The sequence below is a fragment of the Bradyrhizobium sp. AZCC 1678 genome (assembly GCF_036924765.1).
Taxonomy (GTDB): Bacteria; Pseudomonadota; Alphaproteobacteria; order Rhizobiales; family Xanthobacteraceae; genus Bradyrhizobium; species Bradyrhizobium algeriense.
Genome location: NZ_JAZHSE010000001.1, coordinates 3,941,844 through 3,963,354, shown reverse-complemented (window position 1 = coordinate 3,963,354; position 21,511 = coordinate 3,941,844). Strand labels below are relative to the sequence as shown.

At 61.0% G+C, this 21,511-nt stretch carries 18 protein-coding genes; 8 read left to right on the top strand and 10 right to left on the bottom strand.

The genetic code is table 11. The annotated features are described in order from the left end of the window. Positions 1-6: 6 nt before the first annotated feature. Together V1294_RS18605 and V1294_RS18600 are read right to left on the bottom strand one after the other, a co-directional pair. Positions 7-285: a rhodanese-like domain-containing protein gene (locus V1294_RS18605; protein WP_334504717.1), complete on the bottom strand. Its 279-nt coding sequence runs from the start codon at positions 283-285 to the stop codon at positions 7-9. A 214-nt stretch (positions 286-499) separates the two neighbouring features. Further along, positions 500-949 (bottom strand): GNAT family N-acetyltransferase, encoded by a 450-nt coding sequence (locus V1294_RS18600; RefSeq protein ID WP_334499169.1) that lies wholly within the window; start codon positions 947-949, stop codon positions 500-502. A gap of 499 nt (positions 950-1,448) precedes the next feature. On the opposite strand from V1294_RS18600, the gene V1294_RS18595 reads away from it, so the two are divergent. Together V1294_RS18595 and V1294_RS18590 are read left to right on the top strand one after the other, a co-directional pair. Further along, a complete protein-coding gene (locus V1294_RS18595; protein WP_334499167.1) occupies positions 1,449-4,109 on the top strand; it encodes an AMP-binding protein in 2,661 nt (886 codons plus the stop codon). 287 nt (positions 4,110-4,396) lie between these two features. Then, complete coding sequence (locus V1294_RS18590) at positions 4,397-4,519, top strand: hypothetical protein (RefSeq protein WP_334499165.1); 123 nt, start codon at positions 4,397-4,399, stop codon at positions 4,517-4,519. A gap of 289 nt (positions 4,520-4,808) precedes the next feature. Here V1294_RS18590 and V1294_RS18585 read toward each other — a convergent pair whose 3' ends face one another. Beyond that, positions 4,809-4,937 (bottom strand): hypothetical protein, encoded by a 129-nt coding sequence (locus V1294_RS18585; protein ID WP_334499163.1) that lies wholly within the window; start codon positions 4,935-4,937, stop codon positions 4,809-4,811. A gap of 147 nt (positions 4,938-5,084) precedes the next feature. On the opposite strand from V1294_RS18585, the gene V1294_RS18580 reads away from it, so the two are divergent. Continuing rightward, entirely contained in the window at positions 5,085-6,125 is a 1,041-nt protein-coding gene (locus V1294_RS18580; protein WP_334499160.1) for a serine hydrolase domain-containing protein, read from the top strand. Positions 6,126-6,412: 287 nt separating this feature from the next. Here the strand turns inward: V1294_RS18580 and V1294_RS18575 are convergent, their stop codons facing one another. Further along, the gene (locus V1294_RS18575; RefSeq protein WP_442895453.1) at positions 6,413-7,384 is read right to left on the bottom strand and encodes a Bug family tripartite tricarboxylate transporter substrate binding protein; all 972 of its coding nucleotides are present in this window, start codon (positions 7,382-7,384) and stop codon (positions 6,413-6,415) included. 422 nt (positions 7,385-7,806) lie between these two features. Between V1294_RS18575 and V1294_RS18570 the strand changes: the two genes are divergently transcribed. The 4 genes from V1294_RS18570 (at position 7,807) to V1294_RS18555 (ending at position 13,227) form a co-directional block, all read left to right on the top strand. Further along, complete coding sequence (locus tag V1294_RS18570; RefSeq protein WP_334481504.1) at positions 7,807-9,117, top strand: adenylate/guanylate cyclase domain-containing protein; 1,311 nt, start codon at positions 7,807-7,809, stop codon at positions 9,115-9,117. A gap of 1,099 nt (positions 9,118-10,216) precedes the next feature. Further along, complete coding sequence (locus V1294_RS18565; protein WP_334499156.1) at positions 10,217-11,437, top strand: vanadium-dependent haloperoxidase; 1,221 nt, start codon at positions 10,217-10,219, stop codon at positions 11,435-11,437. 4 nt (positions 11,438-11,441) lie between these two features. Beyond that, entirely contained in the window at positions 11,442-12,467 is a 1,026-nt protein-coding gene (locus tag V1294_RS18560) for a hypothetical protein (RefSeq protein WP_334499154.1), read from the top strand. Positions 12,468-12,609: 142 nt separating this feature from the next. Further along, positions 12,610-13,227, top strand: a complete 618-nt coding sequence (locus V1294_RS18555; protein ID WP_334499152.1) for a L,D-transpeptidase — start codon at positions 12,610-12,612, stop codon at positions 13,225-13,227. Between the two features lie 88 nt (positions 13,228-13,315). On the opposite strand, the gene V1294_RS18550 is transcribed toward V1294_RS18555, so the two are convergent. Continuing rightward, positions 13,316-13,954, bottom strand: a complete 639-nt coding sequence (locus tag V1294_RS18550) for a hypothetical protein (protein ID WP_334499150.1) — start codon at positions 13,952-13,954, stop codon at positions 13,316-13,318. A 139-nt stretch (positions 13,955-14,093) separates the two neighbouring features. Beyond that, positions 14,094-16,373 (bottom strand): PAS domain S-box protein, encoded by a 2,280-nt coding sequence (locus V1294_RS18545; protein WP_334499147.1) that lies wholly within the window; start codon positions 16,371-16,373, stop codon positions 14,094-14,096. Positions 16,374-16,593: 220 nt separating this feature from the next. Here V1294_RS18545 and V1294_RS18540 point away from each other — a divergent pair, with 220 nt between their 5' ends. After that, positions 16,594-17,982: an ABC transporter substrate-binding protein gene (locus tag V1294_RS18540; RefSeq protein WP_334481515.1), complete on the top strand. Its 1,389-nt coding sequence runs from the start codon at positions 16,594-16,596 to the stop codon at positions 17,980-17,982. Between the two features lie 46 nt (positions 17,983-18,028). Here the strand turns inward: V1294_RS18540 and V1294_RS18535 are convergent, their stop codons facing one another. The 4 genes from V1294_RS18535 to V1294_RS18520 form a co-directional block, all read right to left on the bottom strand. Then, entirely contained in the window at positions 18,029-18,781 is a 753-nt protein-coding gene (locus V1294_RS18535) for a ThuA domain-containing protein (RefSeq protein WP_334481517.1), read from the bottom strand. A gap of 81 nt (positions 18,782-18,862) precedes the next feature. After that, positions 18,863-19,390: a nucleotide-binding protein gene (locus tag V1294_RS18530; protein ID WP_334481519.1), complete on the bottom strand. Its 528-nt coding sequence runs from the start codon at positions 19,388-19,390 to the stop codon at positions 18,863-18,865. Between the two features lie 191 nt (positions 19,391-19,581). Continuing rightward, positions 19,582-21,090 carry an amidohydrolase family protein gene (locus V1294_RS18525; RefSeq protein WP_334499145.1) on the bottom strand — a complete coding sequence of 503 codons (1,509 nt, stop codon included), beginning with the start codon at positions 21,088-21,090 and terminating at the stop codon, positions 19,582-19,584. 274 nt (positions 21,091-21,364) lie between these two features. Continuing rightward, positions 21,365-21,490: a hypothetical protein gene (locus V1294_RS18520; protein WP_334499142.1), complete on the bottom strand. Its 126-nt coding sequence runs from the start codon at positions 21,488-21,490 to the stop codon at positions 21,365-21,367. Positions 21,491-21,511 lie beyond the last annotated feature (21 nt).

The window sequence follows — 21,511 nt, the reverse complement described above, 5'->3', positions numbered from 1 at the left end:
TGGAGATCAGCCGCCGGTTCTGGTCGGCAAGCCTGCGGCCTTCCAGCCGATGATGCCACCGGCCAGATGCTTGTCATAGGGAAGGCCCGCCGCCTGGGCCGCCAGCGAGGCCGTCACCGAGCGCTTGCCCGAACGGCAGGCGAAAACCACCTGCTTTCCCCGCGGGTCCGGAATGGCCGCCGGATCGAAGGTCTGGAGAGGAACGACCACACCGTCCGGATAGGCTTCCACCGCGACCTCGTTGGGTTCGCGGACGTCGACCAGAAGATAGCGCCCTTCCGCCATCCCCTCGGAAACCTCTTCCGCGGTCAAATCGTGCACCTGATGGTCCGCCACGCAATATCCTCCTGACAACCCGCCGCGAGGGCTCCGATCAGCCCGGCCAAGCGGGCGCCAAAGTCGCCCCTCGCGGGGCGAAAATCAAGCGCCGCGAACGGTTTAAACGACCGCCAAAACCAGGCCGCCGCCCAACGCAGTTATTCTGCTCCCGCCGCCGTTTTCAGGCGAGATGTTCTTTCACCATGGGCCAGGCGCCTTTCGCCGTTTGAGGACCGGTCGCCCGGTAGCCGCGACGAAGGTAGAAGCCGCGGGCGTTTGAGCTTGCCTCCAGGCGCACCGAAGGGAACTGGCGCTCGCGCATCAGCCCCTCGAGCATGGCGAGCAATCCTGCGCCCACGCCCTTCCCGGCAAATTCAGGTACCGCATACAAGCCCTCCAGCATGTCGCCGCGAATGGCCCCCCATCCGATGACGACGCCGTCCAGCTCGGCAACCCACACTTCCAGCTCCCGCAGCTTTCGCTCCATGCCGGACAGCGTGAGCTGCGCCGCCCACGCCTGCGCTTCGGCGACCGGCATCGTTGGAAGCGCGAGTTCAAGGATAGATCGCCGCCGCACGTCGTGCAGACGGCTCACGTCCTTGCGCATCGCGCGACGGTAAATGGCATCCATCGTCACCTGCCTCACCTCAAACGGACCTGCCGAGCCAATGTCCGCCATTGAGAGATGCGCACTATAATGGCCTAGGCCAATGTCTGAAGATGATCCAGATGCGACCTTCCAGCGAAGAGGAAATTGCCCGGTCAATGGGAAAGCGGGTGTAATCTTTGCTGCGGGTTATCAGTGACGGCGGCCCCGGCGGCTGTCACCAGTGGGCCCAACGCAGAGGCCGGTTCGTTCGATGTACGGGAACCCTAGCCATTCGTTTAAACGGCCCCAAACCGGGGGCCGCCAACCCGAACGATACGGGTTTTCTTCCAGCAGTCGGGGGGGCGCCTTTCGGCTGGAAGCACTGGAAGCAACCCTCAGCCATGCCGATTGTTCCTTGGCCTTCGCCAAACAGTTATGGGCATGGAAATTAAGGATTAGTGGCGTCCTGCCCCCGCCACTTGCCGCTCTTTCCCGCTAGATTGATTGCGCGCCGATAGAGCAGTCAAAGGGGGACATTCTAATGCGCGATGGCACAGAGGCTGAAGCCAAACTAACACTGGGCCAAGTCATCGGTCGGACTGCAAGTTCGTTCCCACACCAGCCTGCGATCGTCTCCGCCACGTTTGCGCCTCTGACGTACCGCGGTCTTCAGCGGCAGTTGGACGGCATCCGCCGACAGTTGCGTTTGGCTGGGTTCGATTGCAGCGCCCGGATCGGGATACTCATGCCGAACGGCGCGGACGCGGTTCTCACCATCGTTGCGGTAGCCTGCTGTAGCATCGCAGTTCCTCTTGATCCGCGGCTCTCCCAGGCGGAGATCGATCAGCGTCTCGACATGCTGCGCCTGAACGCTCTTCTCGTGCCGCAAGGCAGTGCCTCTGAAGCTCGCCAGGCCGCCGAGCGGAGAAGGCTCGCCATCATCGAAGCCGCTCCGGTCGGACACGGTCAGCTTGGACTCAATATCGCAGTGCAGCTCTCCAACGTCCCTGCGATCGACGCTGAGCCTGATCCGGGCTCGCCCGCTTTCATCCTGCAGACGTCGGGCACGACCGCGCAGCCGAAGCTCATCCCGTTCAGTCATAGCAATATGCTGGCGGCGGCCGCACGGCTTCAGGCCTGGTTCGGCCTCACACACTGGGATCGTTGCCTGAGCGTTTCGTCCCCTTACTATTCCCATGGGCTCAAAGTAACGGTCTTCACACCGCTCCTGACGGGCGGCAGCATTGCCGTCCCGGCGAACTGTGCCGTCGTGGCGCTGGACGAGTGGCTCGATGTTCTGCGGCCGACTTGGTACTCGGCAGGTCCCACGCTCCACGCTGCAGTGCTGGACAAGGCAGAAAGCCTTGAGGATGCGCCAGCGGCGCACACTCTGCGGTTCGTTGTATCGGGTGGCGCGCCGCTGCTGAAAGAGGTGCAGGACGACCTGCAGCGCATTTTGGGCGTGCCGGTGCTGGAGCATTACGGCTCCAGCGAAGCCGCGCAGATCGCCACCAACCTGCCGCCGCCCGGCCCGAACAGGCCAGGGACTTGCGGGCAACCTTGGCCTGATACCGTGGCCATTGTTGGCGAGGATGGACATCCCTTGCAAGCCAGCGAGCGGGGTGAGATCTGGGTTCGTGGTCCCACCGTGACGTCTGGCTATCTCGATGCGCCGGAACTCAATCAAGCTGCTTTCAAAGAGGGTTGGTTTCGCACGGGCGATATCGGCAGCCTCGACGGAGACGGCTTCCTGTCCGTGCACGGCCGCCTGAGTGAACTGATCAACCGCGGCGGTGAGAAGATCGCGCCTGCTGAGATCGAATCCGCGCTACTACGCCATCCAGCCATAGCCGAAGCCGCTGCTTTCGCTATCGCACATCCACGCCTTGGCGAGGACGTCGCAGCCGCCATCATTCGCCATCCTGGCGCGCAGACGACACCCGCGGAGCTTCGCCAGTTCCTGCAACGCGAGTTGGCCTCCTTCAAGATTCCGCGGCACATTCTGTTCCTCGACCAGCTGCCAAAGGGGGCAACGGGAAAGGTGCAACGGCGACGGCTGCGCGAGGAGCTCGACGGGCTGTTGGGTCATCAGGGGGCGATGCCGCTGCCTGCTGTGAACAAAGGGCCATTGGATCTGAAAGCTGAATTGCTGACCCTATGGCGTAGGCTGCTCAAGTCCGAGGCTGTGACGATCGACGATGATTTTTTTGCCCGCGGTGGTGATTCCCTTCTAGCGATGGAAATGCTCATCGAGATCGAGCGGCTCATCGGCCATCCCGTACCGGAAACGATCCTGTTCGGGGCAGAAACAATCCGGCAACTTGCTCCAAAAATCGCCATGCAGACGGGCACGCCAGCGACGCCGTTCTTCCAGTTCAGTGCCAATGGCGATCGACCTCCCCTGTATTTCTTCAATGGAGACCTCGTCAGCGGCCACATCGGTATGCGGCGGGTGGTAGAGCTTTTCGGGCCCGATTACCCGATCGTCTCCATCGATCCCCATGGTCTGCACGGGGAGCCGATTCCGCCGTCGATCGAGCAGATGGCCGCTGACCGCCTGCCGCTTATTTTGGAGAGGCAGACCAGCGGGCCTTTCCTCTTGGGCGGCAAATGCAACGGCGCCATGGTGGCGTTCGAAGCAGCCCGCCTGCTGATGGCAGCCGGTCACGAGGTTGATATGGTCGCGATGGTAGACCCGCCGACCGTCACGGCCCGTCCGGCGCACCGGGCGATCATTGGGCTGATGAAGCCAATAGTTTCGCCTTACCTTCTGCGCTGGACGTATGAACAAATGGCGCAGCTGGAGCGATACTCCAAGGCGTCGACGAGCGGGCCGATTGCGATCGCCGAGAGCGAGATTCCGCGACCGTTGTGGGACGCTTACTCAATCGCTATGGCGCAATATCTTCCGGCACCACTCGAGGTCCCTGTGACATTTTACGCGGCCGAACACGACGGCCGCGCGTGGCGGCATCTCAGCTCTCAACTCGAAGTGATCCAGGTGCCTTGGGGACATCGTGGCTGCCTGACTATCGGCGCCGAACTCCTGGTTGATCATCTGCGGCAAAGAATTGATGCTCTGGCCGATCGCGCGCCTCCGCCCTTGAGCCGCACACGTCGCGAACGCCCGGCTGGATTGGCGTGTGACGATAATCAGGGCGCTCGTGCCTCGCGGGGTCGATACACTCAATCCGCGAGATGACAGTTGATGGCCTTTTTCATTTCGCGGGGCCGGAGAGAAGCGGCCCCAGCAGCGGGGGGCTAGGGGCTGAGCTGAGGCCGCCATTCCAACCGCTAGCAACGCGGAAACAAGCGGCCAACGGTCAGTTAAATTATCGCAACCCGGTTGATCGTTCCGAACTAGTTTGGAGTACCTCCGTTGGCGGCCTCTTTCATATCAGACTAAGCCGTGCCATGTGCCCATTGGCACCTCTGGCAACAAACGTGCGGCAAAGTCGATAGGCCCCGCTCGGATGTCTCGCACCACAGATGAGGCAATTCCAGGCCGGCGGTGGCCAGGGAAAATCCGGCAAGGTGACGCTGGACCCGCTGTGCGGGACACTGCCGAAATATGGGCGGATCGCTTCGGGAGCGATTGTGCCGCCGATCTGATATCCTGCGCCGCGAGGGCCGGTCCATACTCAGATACGCGTCAGGGCATATTGTTGTGTTCCACGCGCAGCAACTGAACCAAACGATTACTGTTCGTTTCGCGGGAGCGATCATGAATAAGTGTCTTCTGGCGACGATTCTTGCGGTTCTCACCGATACGGCGGCGACTGCGCAGGCTCCAGACGCGCTCATCGCCCGCGCGAAATCATTCGAACTCGATACGCCCTATGTGCCGCCGCCAGGCGACCCCTTGACGCATCATGCCGCCGGATTTGCGAAGGTCATGTGCTCAGCTGTATTCATGACCGGCCTTGCGCCCGATTTCGCGGCCGAAAATGTCGGGTTTTTCACGGCGCCCTACCGACAGCGCGAGAAGCTCGGCAAGCCGGTCATCGATCGCGCCAACAAGGAAGTCCACGTCACGCTCCCTAACGGCGTGACCCGGACCGCCAAACAACTTGGGAGCCAGGGTTGCGTCACGTTCCCGATCGGCGAGAGCGCCATGAATTTCAAGCCGGTCGCTGTCAAGAGCCGATTGCCCGATCCCGCGACCCAACTGTGGCCCATGGGCGACATGCTGCCGCAGGATCCGTTGCCGGCAGAGATCGACACCGGGAAACTCAAAGCTGCCGTGAACGCCGCGTTCCAGCCGGCCGAAGCATTGACCGCGGCGTTCGTCGTGACGTGGAAAGGCCGCCTCATCGCCGAGCGCTACGCGGAAGGTGTTACGGCGCAGACGCCGCTCGAAAGCTGGTCCATGGGCAAGAGCATTACGGCAGCGCTCCTTGGCGTTCTGGTCAAAGCCGGCGTCTATGATCTGGACCAGCCGGCACCGATCCCTGAATGGCAAACGCCCGGCGACCCGCGCGCCAAAATACGCATTGCGGATCTCCTTCACATGTCGAGCGGGCTTCGGATCAGGGCGCCCCAAGACCCGGATTATGACCCAACGGGGCCTTACCCGGATCACGTCTATCTTTATACCGGCGGCATCGATTCCTTTCACTACGCGGCAACACGGCCATTGCAATGGCCTCCCAACACGATCGGACGCTATCGCAACACCGATCCGGTCCTGATCAACTATCTGATCCGGCTCGGTGTCGAAAAAAGCGGTGACGAATATCTCTCATTTCCTCAGCGGGTGCTGTTCGACAAGCTCGGCATCCGTACCATGGTGATGGAAACCGATCCGTTCGGAAATTTTCTGGGGCAAGGTTATGAGGTGGGCTCCGGGCGCGATTGGGCGCGGCTTGGCAATCTCTTTCTTCAGGGTGGCGTTTGGAACGGTGAGCGAATTCTCCCGGAGGGCTACACCACATTCGTCAGCACGCTTGCGCCCGCCTGGGCCGCGGACAATCGGCCGATCTATGGAGCTTTTTTCTGGCTCAACGGCGACGGGCAATATCCAGTCCCGCGCGATGCCTATTACATGGCGGGCGCTGGCTGGCAGACCACGCTGATCATTCCTTCGCACGATCTCGTCGTCGTGCGACTCGGACACTATCGGGGCGAATCCTACGCCGCTTCAGGCTTCAGCAAGGCGCTCGCTCTGTTGATCGAGGCGGTACCAAAAGCACAAAAAGCCCGGGCCCCGCGAATTTGACAACAGAGGGCACAACGGGGCCGAGCGAGGAAAGTAAAAATAAGAATCGTGTCAACGAGGCTATCGATCCGCCTGTTGAGAAATGAAACATGCAGACCAGTCCGCTTTCGATGGAATAGGAGACATCGACAAGATGGACAGGGGTTTCGCCTCTTGTGAAGGGTTTCGGATGCCGGCCCCATGATGGTGGCGCGGCGAACACGGGGGACCGGCGTCCGCAAACCTCCGAGGGACTAGAACGGAGATAGGCCGGCCGAAATCCCGCAGTGCGGCAGCTCCCCTGCTGCTCATTCCCGTTTCATATTGGCCGCCAAAATCACCCTGCTCCACTTCTTGACCTCGTCGGCGATCAGTTTGGCGAAGTCGGCGGGCGACCCGCCAAGAGCCGTACCGCCCAGATTGGCAAGCTTCGCTTGGAGTTTCGGATCGGCGATGCTGACGTTGACTTCCTTGTTCAGCTTTTCGATGACTTCTTCCGGCGTGCGCCTTGGACCGCCGATGCCGAACCATGCACTTACCTCGTAACCGGGCAGTGTTTCGCCCAGAGCCGGAACGTCCGCCAATATTGGCGAGCGCGCCATCGTTGTTACCGCCAAGGCGCGGAAATTGCCGGCCCTGACATATTCGATCGATGAAAGTAGCGGGCCAAAGTAGACATGCGCTTCGCCGGTGAGAAGGGCAGGAAATACCTGCGCGCCCCGGTAAGGCACGTGAAAGAGATCGACGCCGGCCATCGTTTTGAACATTTCGCCGGCCAAATGGGTCGTAGATCCGATCCCGGCTGACGCCATATTGACCTTGCCGGGATTGGCTTTCGCGTAGGCGATGAACTCCGCGACTGTCTTGGCGGGAACCGATGGGTGTACCTCCATGACCAAGGGTACACGAACAATACCTGCGATCGGCGCGATATCACGGATGAAGTCGAAGTCGAGCTTGAGCAGGGTCGCATTTATCGCATTTGGCGTGGTAACCAACAGCAGCGTGTAGCCGTCCGGGGATGCCCGCACGACTGCCTCAGTGGCGATGTTGCCGGTAGCGCCGCTGCGATTCTCGATAACAAATGACTGTCCAAGTCGCTCCGACAGCGATTGACCGATCAATCGCGCGACGATGTCAGGTGCACCGCCCGCGCCAAAGCCTTCGAGCAAGTGCACCGGCCGCGTCGGGTAATTCTGCGCGCTGGCGAATTGGGATAATGCCGGAAGCGTGGCAGCGGCCGCTGCCAGATGCAGGAATTGACGGCGCGGAAGTTTCATTGCGGCCTCCCCAAACTGCTGGCATGCGGAGTCCCTGCGGAGCCGCACGGGAGGCCGCACACGCAGACGTCGGTTTAATTTCGATGCACGCCTGCCGACGGCACGAGCGCTGCGGCTAGATAAAAGGGACTTCGGCACGTCCCGCTCGGCAGCTCATGATCAGGCTACATCAGTTGCACGACCGGCGGAAGGCAAGAATTAAGAGCCATGCACCGCACGAGTCTGGCAGATTTTGTTGCAAAAGTCGGCTGCTTTGGCTTGTGTGATAGCTGGTTGAGAAAGAGCCGATTACCGCATGCCGAGGCTCGGCTACGCGGTTTTTGGCTTCCGCGTACCGCGGCAAACTGATAAGATTCAGATCGAACCTGCTCACCGGGAAGTCGACGAAGCCGATCACGCCACTTTACGTGAAGTGATGTGCAATGGTTCCGAAAACCCAGTACGCAAAGAGCGGTGATGTTCGCATCGCCTATCAGGTCGTCGGCGAAGGGCCGTTCGACCTCGTGTTCGTTCCTGGTTTCATTTCGAACCTCGACGTCGCTTGGGAGGAGCCCTATCGTGCGCGGGTTTGGACCCGCTTGGCGGCCTTCGCCCGCCTGATCATGTTCGACAAGCGCGGCACCGGGCTTTCCGACAGAACGGTTGGTGCGCCAACCCTGGAAGAGCGCATGGACGATGTTCGCGCGGTCATGGATGCCGTGGGCTCGCAACAGGCCGCCCTGTTCGGCATCTCCGAAGGCGGCGCGATGTCAGTCTTGTTCGCGGCCACCTACCCAGAGCGTACCCGAGCGTTGGTCCTGTACGGCACCTATGGCCACTTCAGTTCGTGGGTTGTGCCCCCGGACAGGCTCGAAGCCGCCCTGGATCGCATGGAAAAAAATTGGGGGACCGGCGAGAGCCTCCGTTTGTTCGCCCCCAGTGTGGCATCAGATGAGACATTCAAGCTATCATGGGCCCGTTTTGAACGTCTCGGGGCAAGTCCCTCTGCAGTTGTCGCGCTTATGCGAATGAACAGCGAAATCGATGTTCGTCCAATCCTTCCGTCGATACGGGTGCCGACGTTCATTATTCATCGACAAGCGGACGTTCGCGTCAACGTTGAAGCCGGCCGGTTCATGGCCCGGCAAATCCCAAACGCGAAATATCTCGAACTGCCCGGCAGTGATCACATGTTGTGGACTGGCGAAACAGAACGGATATTGGATGAGGTTGAAGAGTTCCTGACAGGCTCGCGGTCCGCAATCGAATCTGACCGCGTGCTCGCCACCGTTCTGTTCACTGACATTGTGAACTCGACTAAGCGTGCCGAGACGATCGGAGATCGTGCATGGCACGATGTGCTTGATCGGCACAACGCGCTCGTGCGGCGGGAGATTTCGCGACATAGAGGGCATGAGGTGAGGACAATGGGAGACGGCTTCTTGGCAACCTTTGACGGGCCGGCTCGATCAATCCGGTGCGCTCTGGCGATCAACGAAGGCGTTGAAGCTCTTGGGCTGCAGGTGAGGGCCGGCCTTCATACCGGCGAGGTCGAAATGGCCGATGATGATCTGAGCGGTATCGCCGTCCACATTGCATCGCGTGTCGCGACGATGGCAAAGCCCGGGCAGGTTCTGGTGTCGAATACAGTCCGTGATCTTGTCGCAGGATCAAACATCAGGTTTCATGACGAAGGTAGTCATTCCCTGAAGGGCCTCACAGAGAGCGTCAGATTGTTCGCGGCCGAACGTTAGTGGCGCAAAGCGGATGTTCTGCAAACGAGTTTATCAGCTGCTTTGGAAAAAGCCCTCCAACCTGCTCTGTTCGATCAGCCGGCTGGCGCACAAGCGATCCGCATTGTCATTAAGCTTGTCCGTCCAAATGATTGCTCAGTTTGCGACGGCCCCAAGCAGAAAGACGTTGTCGTTCCGTCTCGACATCAAGTGACCGTGAGACGTGAGGCAGTTCACATTTGAATATCGCGAGTTGATTTAAGGTCGTCGCTAGCCCCGGAGACGAGCGATGCCATTATTCAATAGCCAAATCCATTGGCAGGGAATGGGCAACACGGTGGCGGTCGGGCTTCTCACCTGTTCGCCGTTGTTAGTTACGTGGAATGGTCATCGAACGCTGCCGCGACCGAATTTATAAGCGCGACCGAGGCATCGGCTTCTGATCCGAAACAGTCCAACGAGTCTCCAGCTTCGATTCAGTCCCTCAAGGGCCGAACGGGGCTGCCCCCAGGGTAAGAGACCGCTACCAACTGAACTTATGCCCTTGCCGTAATTTGCACTTCCAGATCCAATTCGGTCTCGTGCGCGGGTTTCAGAATTTGGGACAGCTTCGTTGTCCGTGTGTGGATTTGCGCAATCCATACTTCTCGCTTTGCTATTGAACCTTCGCGAAGTTCCCGTGACCCAACACTAAGGGGCGTTTGGACCAGAGTAGGAGGTCCGCATGACGAGGCATCGAACGATTACCGGGTTCGTGGCTGTCGCTCTGCTCGCTGTTGCCGCAACCGCCGCCAACATGAGGTCGCACTCGACTTCGACAGACGGCATTGTGGTCTCTACCGGCGCGACTACGGTTGACGCGAACCAGTTCCCGCCTGCGAGTTTTGACGAGCGCTGGTCCGCGATGTCAGATTCGAAAACGGACACGCCTGAGCGATAGGCTCGACCTTCGCTCCGCCGCAATCGGTTAGCGGGCGAAAATTGTAATGGACCCGGGCGACGCTTTCGCGGACTAGGCGTGGGTGCGGCTGCGCGCACGACAAGATAATTACGGAGGTACAGTCACACCACATTGTCAGTCACACCACATTGGCAAAATGCAACTTTGAAGGAGGCAACGATGAACGTGCTGAAAGTTGCAATCGTCGGCCTGGCCCTGATTTCAGCCCATACACCGGTTCGCGCGGACGTCATCGGCGACTGGAACAACACCGCCATGGACGTGATGAAGGCGGTCAACGTCGCCGGTAATCCGTGGACGCGCAGCATGGCTCTGGTGAACGTGTCCATGTCCGACGCGGTCAATTCGGTGCAGAACCGATATTCACGTTACATACCGGAGCTTCCAGCTAACCCAAACGCCTCAGCCGAGGCCGCGGCAGCGGCGGCTGCCCGCGAAATTCTCATGCGCCAGTATCCCGGTCAGAAGGAGCGGATTGATGCAGCCTTCGCGGAGACGATGAAAACCATTCCGGACAACCCCGCACGGGCTGCAGGTATTGATTTAGGCAAAAGCGTTGCGGACGCCGTTTTTACGGAACGGCAGAGCGATGCGACAAACATGCCCGACACATACCGCCCGCTCACCACGCCCGGCGTATGGGTGCCGACCACGCCGCCGCTCTTCCCTCAATATGCGACGGCCAAGCCGTGGGGTCTGGACAGCGCCAGTCAGTTCCGCCCGGCTCCGCCCCCGGCCCTCAACAGCGCGCTTTACGCGCGCGATTACAACGAAACCAGGGAAATGGGTGGCGTGAAAAGCACGAAGCGGACCGACGCGCAGTCTGACGCCGTGCGCTTCTGGACCCAGGCCAACCTTGGGCCGGCATGGTTCCAGGCCGCCAGGCAGGCTTCCGCGCGTCACAACCTCCCTGTCGCAGACAGCGCGCGCGTGTTTGCACTGATGTCCATGGCTCTCGGCAATTGCTTCATCGTCGATTGGGACGCCAAATTCCAATACCATTTCTGGCGGCCGATCACCGCGATCCGCAACGGCGACCAGGACGGCAACGATGCGACTGAACGCGAAGCAGGCTGGCAGCCCCTGAACACCACGCCGATGCATCCGGAATACCCGGCGCAGGCGGCGATCAACGCGGGTGCCGCGCGAGGCGTTCTGGAAGCTGTTTTCGGCAACGGGACGGAAGACTTCGTCGCGACCGATACTTCCGACGCGCGCCTTTCACGCAAATTCACCAGCTTTGCGCAGATGGCTCAGGAGCACAAAGAGGTGCGCATCTGGGGCGGCATTCATTTCCGCAATTCGCTGGAGGTCGGAGATGCGATGGGTCGCAAGATCGCCGACCATCTCGTGGCAAAGTACATGAAGCCGGCGCCGTAGGCCCATGTTCGGCGCCATCGCAAGGCGCTTGGTGACCGGCGGCGCGCTGCTGCTTGCCACCTTCCTTGCCGCAGACGCCGCTGACGTCGACGACGATCTGCCCGACCTTACTGACAAGATCGCGCAGATGGCTTCCGAGGTCGCATTCGAGTTGCAGCAAATCTGTCCGCCTGCTTCACCGTCGGACCAGGCAGCCTTCGACCGATGCCGGCGCAGCCTGTTCGGCGACTCCGCGCTGCGGCGCAGCCTCGCGCCGAGGCTGCTGTGGGGTCGCCGGAACCAGGATGCCGCGGCAGCGCTCAGTGACACCAACCTCACGCAGTTTGCGCCCGATGTGATTACCGGTCTTTACCTCCCGCTGTTCATGTACAGCGGCGAGTACAGCACCGAGTACGTCGAGCGCGAGCGATTGTACCTGATCCGTCTACGGGCAGGATTTCGCAACCTGTTGCCGCCCGGGCAGTTTCCGTATCCGTTCTGGCACGAAGAGGCGAAGTGGGGTGTTTATCAGGCTGCGAATGCGGTCCTGCTCTGGGTCAATCGAAAGACCGCGAAGATCGTCATCGGGCAATTTACCGAGCGAGGCAGCGACAGCCGGATTGTTTCCGCGCAACCGATATGGCCCAAGTTCGATGGCAAATGGATGTGGATGGACAAGGAGGGACGCATCCAGCCGCGCGTGACGCTCTTCGACGGCTTGTTCCGGCAGGACAATCCCTATCTGCCAAAGCTCGACTTCACCTACAGGACGCTGGCACTGCGGATGCGCGATGCGCAATGCGATAACTGTCACATGCCGAACAACCCCATGCCGATGCGCCGGCTGGTGCTGATGCACACACCGGCCCACGCGGCAGGCGAGATCAGCCGGCTAATGACGGCGGTGCGTGAGGACAGGATGCCGCTCGACGATACCGGCGCCGAACAGCCGCTCGAGCCCGCGCTCAAACGTGCGCTGCTCGAAAGCGGCGGAGCATTCGAAGAGTTGGTGAAGGCTGCAAAAGATTGGGAAGCGGCGCACCGGGATTGAATGGCACTCGATTGATCCGGTCGCCGAACCGCCCGCCCCCGAATATTCTTGTCGCGAGACACGCAATAATCGCACGACGCCTTGATTTCTGCACTTTTCGAGCAAACAAATTGCAAACATGTAACTCTTTGGAGGACACGCGATGATGGGGCGTGGGCTCGCGTTGTTACTGGTAGGGCTGCTCGGCGGCTGCATGCAAGCGACGCTTGCGCCGTCATCGAACGCCAGTTTGACCCCAAGGGACCGGCAATTGCTCGCCCACCCGCCTTATGCGCAGGCGAGCATTCCTGAGACGTATCGCCGACATATTGTCGACTACACGCGCAAAGAGCAGCCGGGCACGATCCTGGTCGATACCAACGCGCGTTATCTCTATTACGTCCTGCCGGGGGGCAAGGCGATCCGCTACGGCGTGACGGTGGGAGAGGAAGCGCTGGCCTGGTCCGGCGTCGCCACGGTTGGCCGTACGGCCGAATGGCCGGACTGGATCCCGACGGCGGAGATCCAGGCTCGGCTCGGCCCCTACCCGAAGCGCATTCCCGGAGGTCCGGCCAATCCGCTGGGCGCGCGGGCGCTATATCTTTACGAGGGCAACAAGGACACCCTGTACCGCATCCACGGCACCAACCAGCCGGAATATATCGGTCAGGCCATTTCGTCCGGCTGCATCCGCTTGACCAACGAAGACATCATCGATCTCGTGGACCGGGTGAAGCTGGGCGCGATCGTCGTCGTCCTCCCGCCAGGCCGAAGTGCGTAGCGTGCGCTCTTAAATCCTGAACGCCCAGGATACGCTTCTGCGTTAGCCCGATCGGCGGCACAGATTTGAGGCCGGGACCGCAAAGCTGTCATGCACCCGAACCCGGTGCCGGCGCGGGACTCAGCGGGGCGCCTCCGACCGAAACAGGGCCGACAGGTTTAGGCCGTGGGGAGACTGTTTTTCGCGACGTGCGGACGACCCGAGCGCGAGGTTTTGAATGCGAGATGCTGGAAGTCGTCAACGGCGTCACAGCACTCTGCAGAGCGTCCGTCTGCGCCGCTAGCGAGGAGAGTTGACGGGATATTCTTTTCAAGTCCCCCTGTTGAGTTGCAGAGGTCTGCGTGAGCGATACCAACACCGCTGCGTTTTGCTGCTGCGACAACTGAATATCGTTCAGTGCCGCGCGGACGACGGGATCTGGTAACGGGGCCAAAGCCGTCTCATGTGCAGGTGCGGCGAAGCGATTGAAATTCGGCAAGGAGAAGCCATCGAAATCTGGCAGAGAGATATTTGGCAGAGAGAAGCGATCGAAATTCGGCAAAGAGAGATAATTGAAATTCGGCAACGAGGAGGCATTGAAACTCGGCAAAGAATTGGCGGTGGCCGCACCGATGATGGCCAAGGCGGATATAGACACCAGTATCGCCGGTACCCGGCCCGAAGCCCCCTGCCGTGCCGTCGCAGGCTGATTGTCTTGTTGCGTTTCCTTATCCGGTGTTTCGGCCACCTGCGTTCCCTACGTGTCAGACCCGTCGCAAGATTTCCCTCGCATAGCCATCGCGTGGACGATGCAGCGACGACTCGCGTGCGATTGCCCCCTCCCAAATTCAGCGCGTAAATCATGCGCTTATATGGTTAATAGTCGGTTATTCGCAGCCGTCTCGCGCGTGAACCGATCTGCCGTCGGTTGCCGACGGTTCTGCTTCTGATGCTTGAGGGCGGTCACCACGGACCTCGTTATCACCATCGCCTGAAGCGCGGGCTGGAACGCTCTCGTCTCGTTCCAGCGGCAGGGTAAACTGAAAGACCGCGCCCCGAGGTTCATTCGCGCTCGCCCACATCCGTCCCCCGTGAGCCTCGACCATCGACCGGCAGATCGCGAGGCCCATGCCCATGCCTGTGGGCTTCGTCGTGTAGAAGGCCGTGAAAACGCGCTCCACATCCGCCGGGTGCAGGCCCGGGCCGGAATCGCGAACCGTGACGAGCACGCCGCCGGCGGCCTCCCTCTCGGTGGTGATCCGTAGCTCGCGCGTCCCCTTATCGATGCCGCCCATGGCTTCAATGGCATTGAGGATCAGGTTCAGGATCACCTGCTGCAGTTGAGTGCGATCGCCATCCACCCTGGGCAATCCCGGCGCGAGCCCGGTCTGCAGCAAGATGCCCTGATTGAGCACTTCGTTTCGGGTCAGCGCGACCATTTCGAGGATGGCTTCGTTGAGGTCGAACCGATCTTTCCGCGACGGCACCTTGTTGATGAGGGCCCTGATACCGCCGATGACGTTGCCGGCGCGCTTGCCGTCCTCGGCGATACGGGCAAGGGAGTCGCGAACCTCGCCGAGATCGGGCGGTTGGGCGCGCAGCCAGCGCAGGGCGGCCTGCGCGTTGGTAACCGTCGCGGCGATCGGCTGGTTGACCTCATGGGCGATCGAGGCCGCCAGCTGTCCCATCGTGGTGACGCGATTGACGTGCGCGAGTTCCGCCTGCATGGCGCGCAAGGCTTCCTCGGCCCGCCGGCGTTCGGTGATGTGCCGCCCGACGCCGCGATAGCCGATGAAGCGTCCCCTTCCGTCAAACACCGGCAGCCCGGAGACGGAGACGTAACGCTTGCTGCCGTCGGGAGCGAGCCGTGCGAGCTCAAAATCACGGAACGGCAGGTGGGCATCGAGCATCTCCCGGTGCTTGCGCCAGGCCTCTTCATCAGGCTCCAGGTAAGGCACTTCCCATCGTGTCTTCCCGATCTCGGAGCCCAACCCCGGCGCGTCGGCAAGGTTCTCCGCGAACTCCTGGTGAATGAAGCGATGCTGCGCATCGGTCTCCCAGTACACGTCGAAAGAAAACTGCACGAGGGTGCGAAAGCGCTCCTCGCTCCGCCGCAGCGCCTCTTCCGCCCGCTTGCGCTCGGTCAAATCGAGCACAAAGCCAACACCTTGATGTTGGCTTTGTTCGAACATTGCTCCGCCCATCAGCACGGGCACGCGGCTGCCGTCTTTCCGGAAGTACTCTTTCTCGAATGGCTGGACGGTCCCCATCCGCTTCAGCTCGTCCACGGTGCGTGCGTCGCGGTCGCGCCATTCCGCCGGCGTCAGGTCCGTCCGGTTCACCCGCCCCGAGGCAAGATCCGCCCGGTCGTAACCCAACATATGGAGAAACGCATCGTTGGCCTCAAATATGCGACCCTCGAGATCCCAGATGATGATCCCGACGATGTCGGAGTCGACCAGGCGCCGGATCTTCTTGTCCCGCGCCAGGAGATCGCCGTGGAGCGCGATGTTCTCTGCGATCGCCTTACGCCGCCTTTTTGCTTCGAGCCGTGCGAGCGCCAGCGCCACCCCGGCCAGGACTGCGACAATGACGATCGCGGCCGCGATCAGCCAGGCCTTGCGTCGTTCGAGTGCCTCGGCGCGCCTTTCCTGATCCACGCGCAGGAAGCGCTCATGGTCCACCATCTGGTCGATCTGCGACCTTATCTCGTCCAGGCTGCGGATCATCGCCAGCGCGGCCGGCCCGGAATAGGTGCGGACCGTTTTGACGATTTCATCGATCTCGCGCAGCTTCGCTGCAACGGTCAGCGCCAGATGTTCGGCACGATGGCTCTGCAATGGATCACCCGCGACCAGAGCCTGGAGCGCCTGCGCGTCCCGCCGTACGCTTTCATCGGAGACGCCGTAGGCCTTGAGGTATTGCGGATCGAGAGTCAGCAGATAGCCGCGCCTATGGGCCTCCACGTCGGCGATGACCGCTTTCAGCCGATCCAGCGTCTCGAGCACCTGGCGGTTGCGCTCCTGCGCAAGATTTGCCGCTTGTCGCTCCTGCAAGTATCGGAGACCGAGAAACCCGGTCGCAACAACCACAGTTAGAAGAACCGCGACCACCAGCGCCAGCGGACGAGCAAACCACCGAAAGGACTGCCTCAGAGGGACTGACATTGGCGTTAAGTCTTCGATGCTCGCGTGAGCGGCTGATTTCTAATGCCGACGCAGAGTATTGCCAGTATTATAATGTAAATGCAGCCACGGTCGCATGGGTAAGACGGGAACCGGCACCCTCAACGCGCAGATTACAACGGCCCGTTACGCCCCTCGCAAGGGGCCAGAACGTCACGGTTAGGCCCGGCCCACGTGAAGGCGGCTTCCCCGGGAGGAGCACATGGCTCCAAGTGGAAAGTTGCGTGGAAAGTTGCCGAGCGGTCCAGCGTCGGCCAGCCGGCGCAGTTTCGTCAAGGGATTGGGCGCGGCGGGCGTAACTTTGCCGGCCCTTGCCATGTTGCCGCGGTGGGGTTTCGTACAGGATGCCGCGGCGAACTATGCCAATGCCGCGATAGGTTGGAAACAATTTGCGGGGCAGACGATCGCGCTCGCGGGCGCGATCCATCCCTGGTCGAACGCGATTACTCCACTCTTGCCCGATTTCACCGAGCTCACCGGTATTAGCGTCGTTCCCGACTTCCGGCTGGAGACGACGTACCTGGGCGCGCTGCCGATCCAGCTCAACCGTGGCAGCAGCACCCCCGACGTCTTCATGTGGACGACCTATGGCCAGGGCATCTCGGCAGGATGGCTCGAGCCGCTGAACGCCTATTATGCCGACAAGTCGCTGACCGATCTCGGCTGGTATGACGAGAGCGACCTTCTCAAGACAGCCCGGGCCTTTCCGTTGTGGCGGGACGGCGAACGCTACGCCATGCCGATCACTTCGGAGGCAGTGACCCTGTTCATCAACGGCGATGCGCTGGCAGCCAAGAACCTGCCGGTTCCGCAGACTTTCGAGCAGCTGCTTGTTACTGCGAACGCGCTCAAGACCGATGAGATGTCCGGGATAGCCATGCGGGCTCAAGCCGGCGGCAATTCATCGGTGGCGGCCATGAGCTTCGTCTTCTCCTATGGCGGGGCCATGGTCAGCGACAACAAGGCTGTTTTCGCAAGCCCCGAAGCAATCGCGGCCATCGAGATGTTTGGAAAGTTGCTCAGTCAAGCCGGGCCTGGCGGTGTGAGCGGCTACGAATGGTACCACGTGCTGGACGACTTCCTTCAGCGCAGGACGGCGATGGCGATCGACAGCAGCAATTTCGCGACCGACATCTCCAATCCGGCAAGAAGCCTCGTTGCCGGGAAGGCCGTGTTTGCCGCCTTTCCGCATGCCACCGGTCGCACGTCCGTGCCCTTCATGTCGCATTGGCAGGCCTGCATCAATTCCAGGTCACGAAACAAGCGGGCGGCGTTCCTGTTTCTGCTGTGGGCGACAAGCAAGCCGACATCGATGCGGACCGCCGCGGCGGGGCTGGCGACGACACGGGTGTCGGCCTGGTCGAGCGGGGACTTCAAGAAAGCGTTCGGCGCACAAGCCGCGGAGGCGGCGCTGACCAACTTGCAGAATGCCGATGTCGACCGCGCCAAGGCGATCCTTTTCCATCCGCAATCGAGACCGATCATGGACGCATTCATGATCGGCGTGAATGAAGTGGTCACCGGAGCGAATCCAGCGAAGATTGCGATGACCAACGCCGCCGCGAAGGCCAATGCGGCGATCCGCGGATAGCAGAGCCGTTCCCGCCTCGCACGAATGGCGGCCGCGACGGCGTCTGCTAGGGCGACCTTCGTATCGACCAGAGGACAGCATTCGCCAGGATTCGCTGGTAGCGGGCGTCCTGCCAGACTGACGGTTCGTGGCCCAGCGCCGTATAGAATACGCGTCCCTCGCCGTAGTATCGCGTCCATGCAAGAGGCCAACCATAGAATCGTCGATGCACGCCGGTCTTGCCAAGATCCACCGAGCCTGGGTCGAGGCGCAGCAGCACGCGTGATCCACGATGGTCGAAGTCGCTGATCTGGTAGATCTCGTCCTCGACTTGCAACGAATTCCCGAGAAAAGCCACGAGGGGATCGCTGGGATCAACCTGGATTGTCACGGCCTGATGCCAGGGATGACCATTGAAGTAGCCGCCGACCAGATCGAGATAGTCCGGCCAATTGTAGAATGTGTCGGTCGCCGAATGAACACCGAGGAACCCGCGGCCCGAGCGCACAAAATTGAGAAGCGCTACCTTTTGCGCGCCGCTCATCGGAAGCTCTCCTGACGTGTAGAACATCACCGCGGCGTAGCGCTCGAGGTTTTCGGTGGAAAATTCAGATGTGTCTTCCGTTGCCGTGACTTCAAAGACACCCGAATTGCTTCCAAGCCGGGTCAGGATAGCCTTGGAAAGCGGTATGACATCATGCCGGTAGCCGGCCGAGTATGTGAAATAGAGGATGCGCGCAGGCGGGCGCTCCGCGTGCGCGCCGAATGGCCGGATTGCCGCCGCGCCGCCGAGGAGCGCGATGAACTCACGTCGTCTCACGATCCCTCCGCGAAACCCAACCAATCTTGCGCTGTACCCATGTCCACCAAGCAAGACGGTTGGCCTGCCTCTAATGACGATCTAGGATCGAAGCTTCAGTCCGGCATACTTCAGTTCGCGCCTCAGTTCATCTGGCCATTCGCTATCGTGGGGATAGCCGATAGTGACGATGCCCAATATGTTCGAAGGGATTTCAACACCGACCTGTAGCAGTACGCACACCCGGCCCCTTCCGAGCTTGGCCATGAAGTAGCCCATCTCCATTATAACATTTTGGCGCGCTCGCGGCTGCAGGTCTGTATCGGATTTGGCTCGGCCGAGATCGTCGGCCGTTAGAAGAACGGTCGCAAATCCGACGTCCCTGTAGGCTTCAAACTTTTCAAGAATTGCGCGGCCTCCGCTCGGCTGATCCGCTAGAACGATCGGCTCGAGACCGCAGCTCTCAAGGAATGACGTGACGTCCGCTTTGGCTTTGTCGTCATGGCCGTGCGAGACAAATACTTTTCTGGGATCGCCAGGTGCAGGAAGCTGTCGCCCGCCTTGATATGCCGTCCCGCCTGGCCCCCATTGTTTCAAAATACTATCGGTGTATTCATAAGGGTCGACCATTTTTTCGCTCCCTTCGTTTCCTTGCCGCGCGGAGCCTTACAAACCTGCCCCCGCGGTCGCCTGGAAGTTCCCACCGTCCTTTGGTTTCGAAGCCGAAATTGCATTTGGCGATCTGCATCCTGGTCACCGCAGCCGCGCGTCGACCGCGCCGGGCGAAGCTTGCCCACTCCGCCGGCGCAGCCGTTGGACATTTACGCGGCGCGAACGTAGCCGTAGCGCAGGTTCGAGGGCCCCTCGGCCGCCAGCGCATACTCGTTCTTGAGCGAAGCGAGACGGTCCGCCGAAAAGGCCGGCATTCTGGTGTTGTCAGCCGCTTTCAGCCTGATCTTGTAGAACTTGGTGGCGTTGCCGCCGAAGATCAGCTGCTTGACGCCGCTATTGGCATCGCCGAGCGGCGCAAACCCGTATTTCTTCTGCATGTCCTCCGGAATTTCGAGGCGGCGCAGCGCTTCGATCTGCCACTGCGGTGAGCCGTACCAGACCGAATCGGTCCCCCACATGACGTGATCGACCCCCATGCCCTTGATCAGCGTGCCGACCAGCGCGGCGCAGAACTTCGGATGCGCCACCGCCGAGTTGGCAAAGGAAGTGCCGAGCTCGGCATAGACATTGGTGACGCCGAACTTCTGCGGGATTTCCGCAAGATCCGTAGCCCACTGGATGCGGCCGGTCTGCTCGAACTCCGCCCATGCCTTGTCCGGCAGTTCGAGGAACGCCCGCAGCGCCGAGTGATAGATCACGAAGTTCATCTGCGGCCAGTCCTTTGCCGCCTTTCCGATGTCCCACGCGGTTGCGTATTCCCACACGCCGGCGAACGACTTCTCGTAATCGGGCGGCAGCAGCCCCTTGTGGATGCACAACGTGTTGATGCCGGCCTTCACCGCTTTTTCGTAGAACGGATACATCACCTGCTCGTCGTCGAGCCGCCATGGGAATTTCGAGGGCGCCAGCGGGTCGCCGATCGTGTAGGACTTCCAGGAATCCGGCTTGTAGACCTCGATTGCCTTGTCGACCTCCTCCATCCAGCCGGGCTGCTTCGGGGTAATGACGCTGTGCGCCAGCAGGCGGCGCGAGCCCGCGAAGTCGTTGATCAGCTCGCGCGCCTTGACGATCTGCTCGTTGGAGAGAAGCCACCAGCTCGGATCGTCGAACGGCGCGCCGCTCAAGAGCGCCATGTTGGTGTCGCTGTCGTAGTAGATCTCTTTCACATAATTCTGGAACTTGTAGCGGGCGAGCGAGGAGACGCCCTCCTCCTTCATCTTCGGATTCCAGTGCTGGCTCGCAAACCCGGCCAGGTCCAAGAGCTCCTTGTGGTCGAAATCGTCGCGCACGAAATGGGTCTGGACGTCGAAGATGAACTGGCCGGCGAGGCCTTGCGCGCGCGCCAGCATCAGCTCGGGCTCGCGGGCCTCGGCAGGCGCGACCTGGAAGACATTGCCGTAGATGTCGTTCATGGCGAGGAATGCCGCCGCCATGCCGCAGCTCGTGTGCAGGAACTGCCTGCGGCTCAAGCCGAGGTGCTTGCCATTGACGTCGGCGAGCTCGTTGATCCGCGCCTCGACCTTCTTTTGCGTGGCGCTCTGCCGGGGTGGCAGATACTCGCCGTTGGAGACAATCTGAGTGGGAATCGGCGTTGCCGCTGATGCCGCTTCCGCGCCCGCGACGAGACGTTGCTCACGCTCACTAAGCCAGGTGCTCATTGTTCTTCTCCCTTTTTGGCGTCGACTGTGCTGGTCAGTGCGCGCATGAGGGTGCGAGTTTGGCCACTCCCGATCAGTCAGGAGGATAACGAGGCGTACCTCTCTGCTTAGCTACGGATGAAACCATCACACGCGCTTCGTGCCCAAGCGACTCTCTTGATCGCTTCATCCCGCGAGAGCGCAGGCACACTTGAAAAGCCACTTGCGGTAGTGGCGTATCATCGCCGAATTCAATGCTCAAACCTCGATTGGCGCAAGCGATGTAATCCGGCAGTCACACTGTCCAAACGCCGCCGTCATTTGCGACCGGCGCGACCGGTGGGTTTACCGGAATGAGCACAACCCCGCTGCCGTGGTACTCGGTGGTGATGCTGTGCTCGACACGCTTGCGCGGCGCCATCGCTTGTCCTCCTGCGCCGTG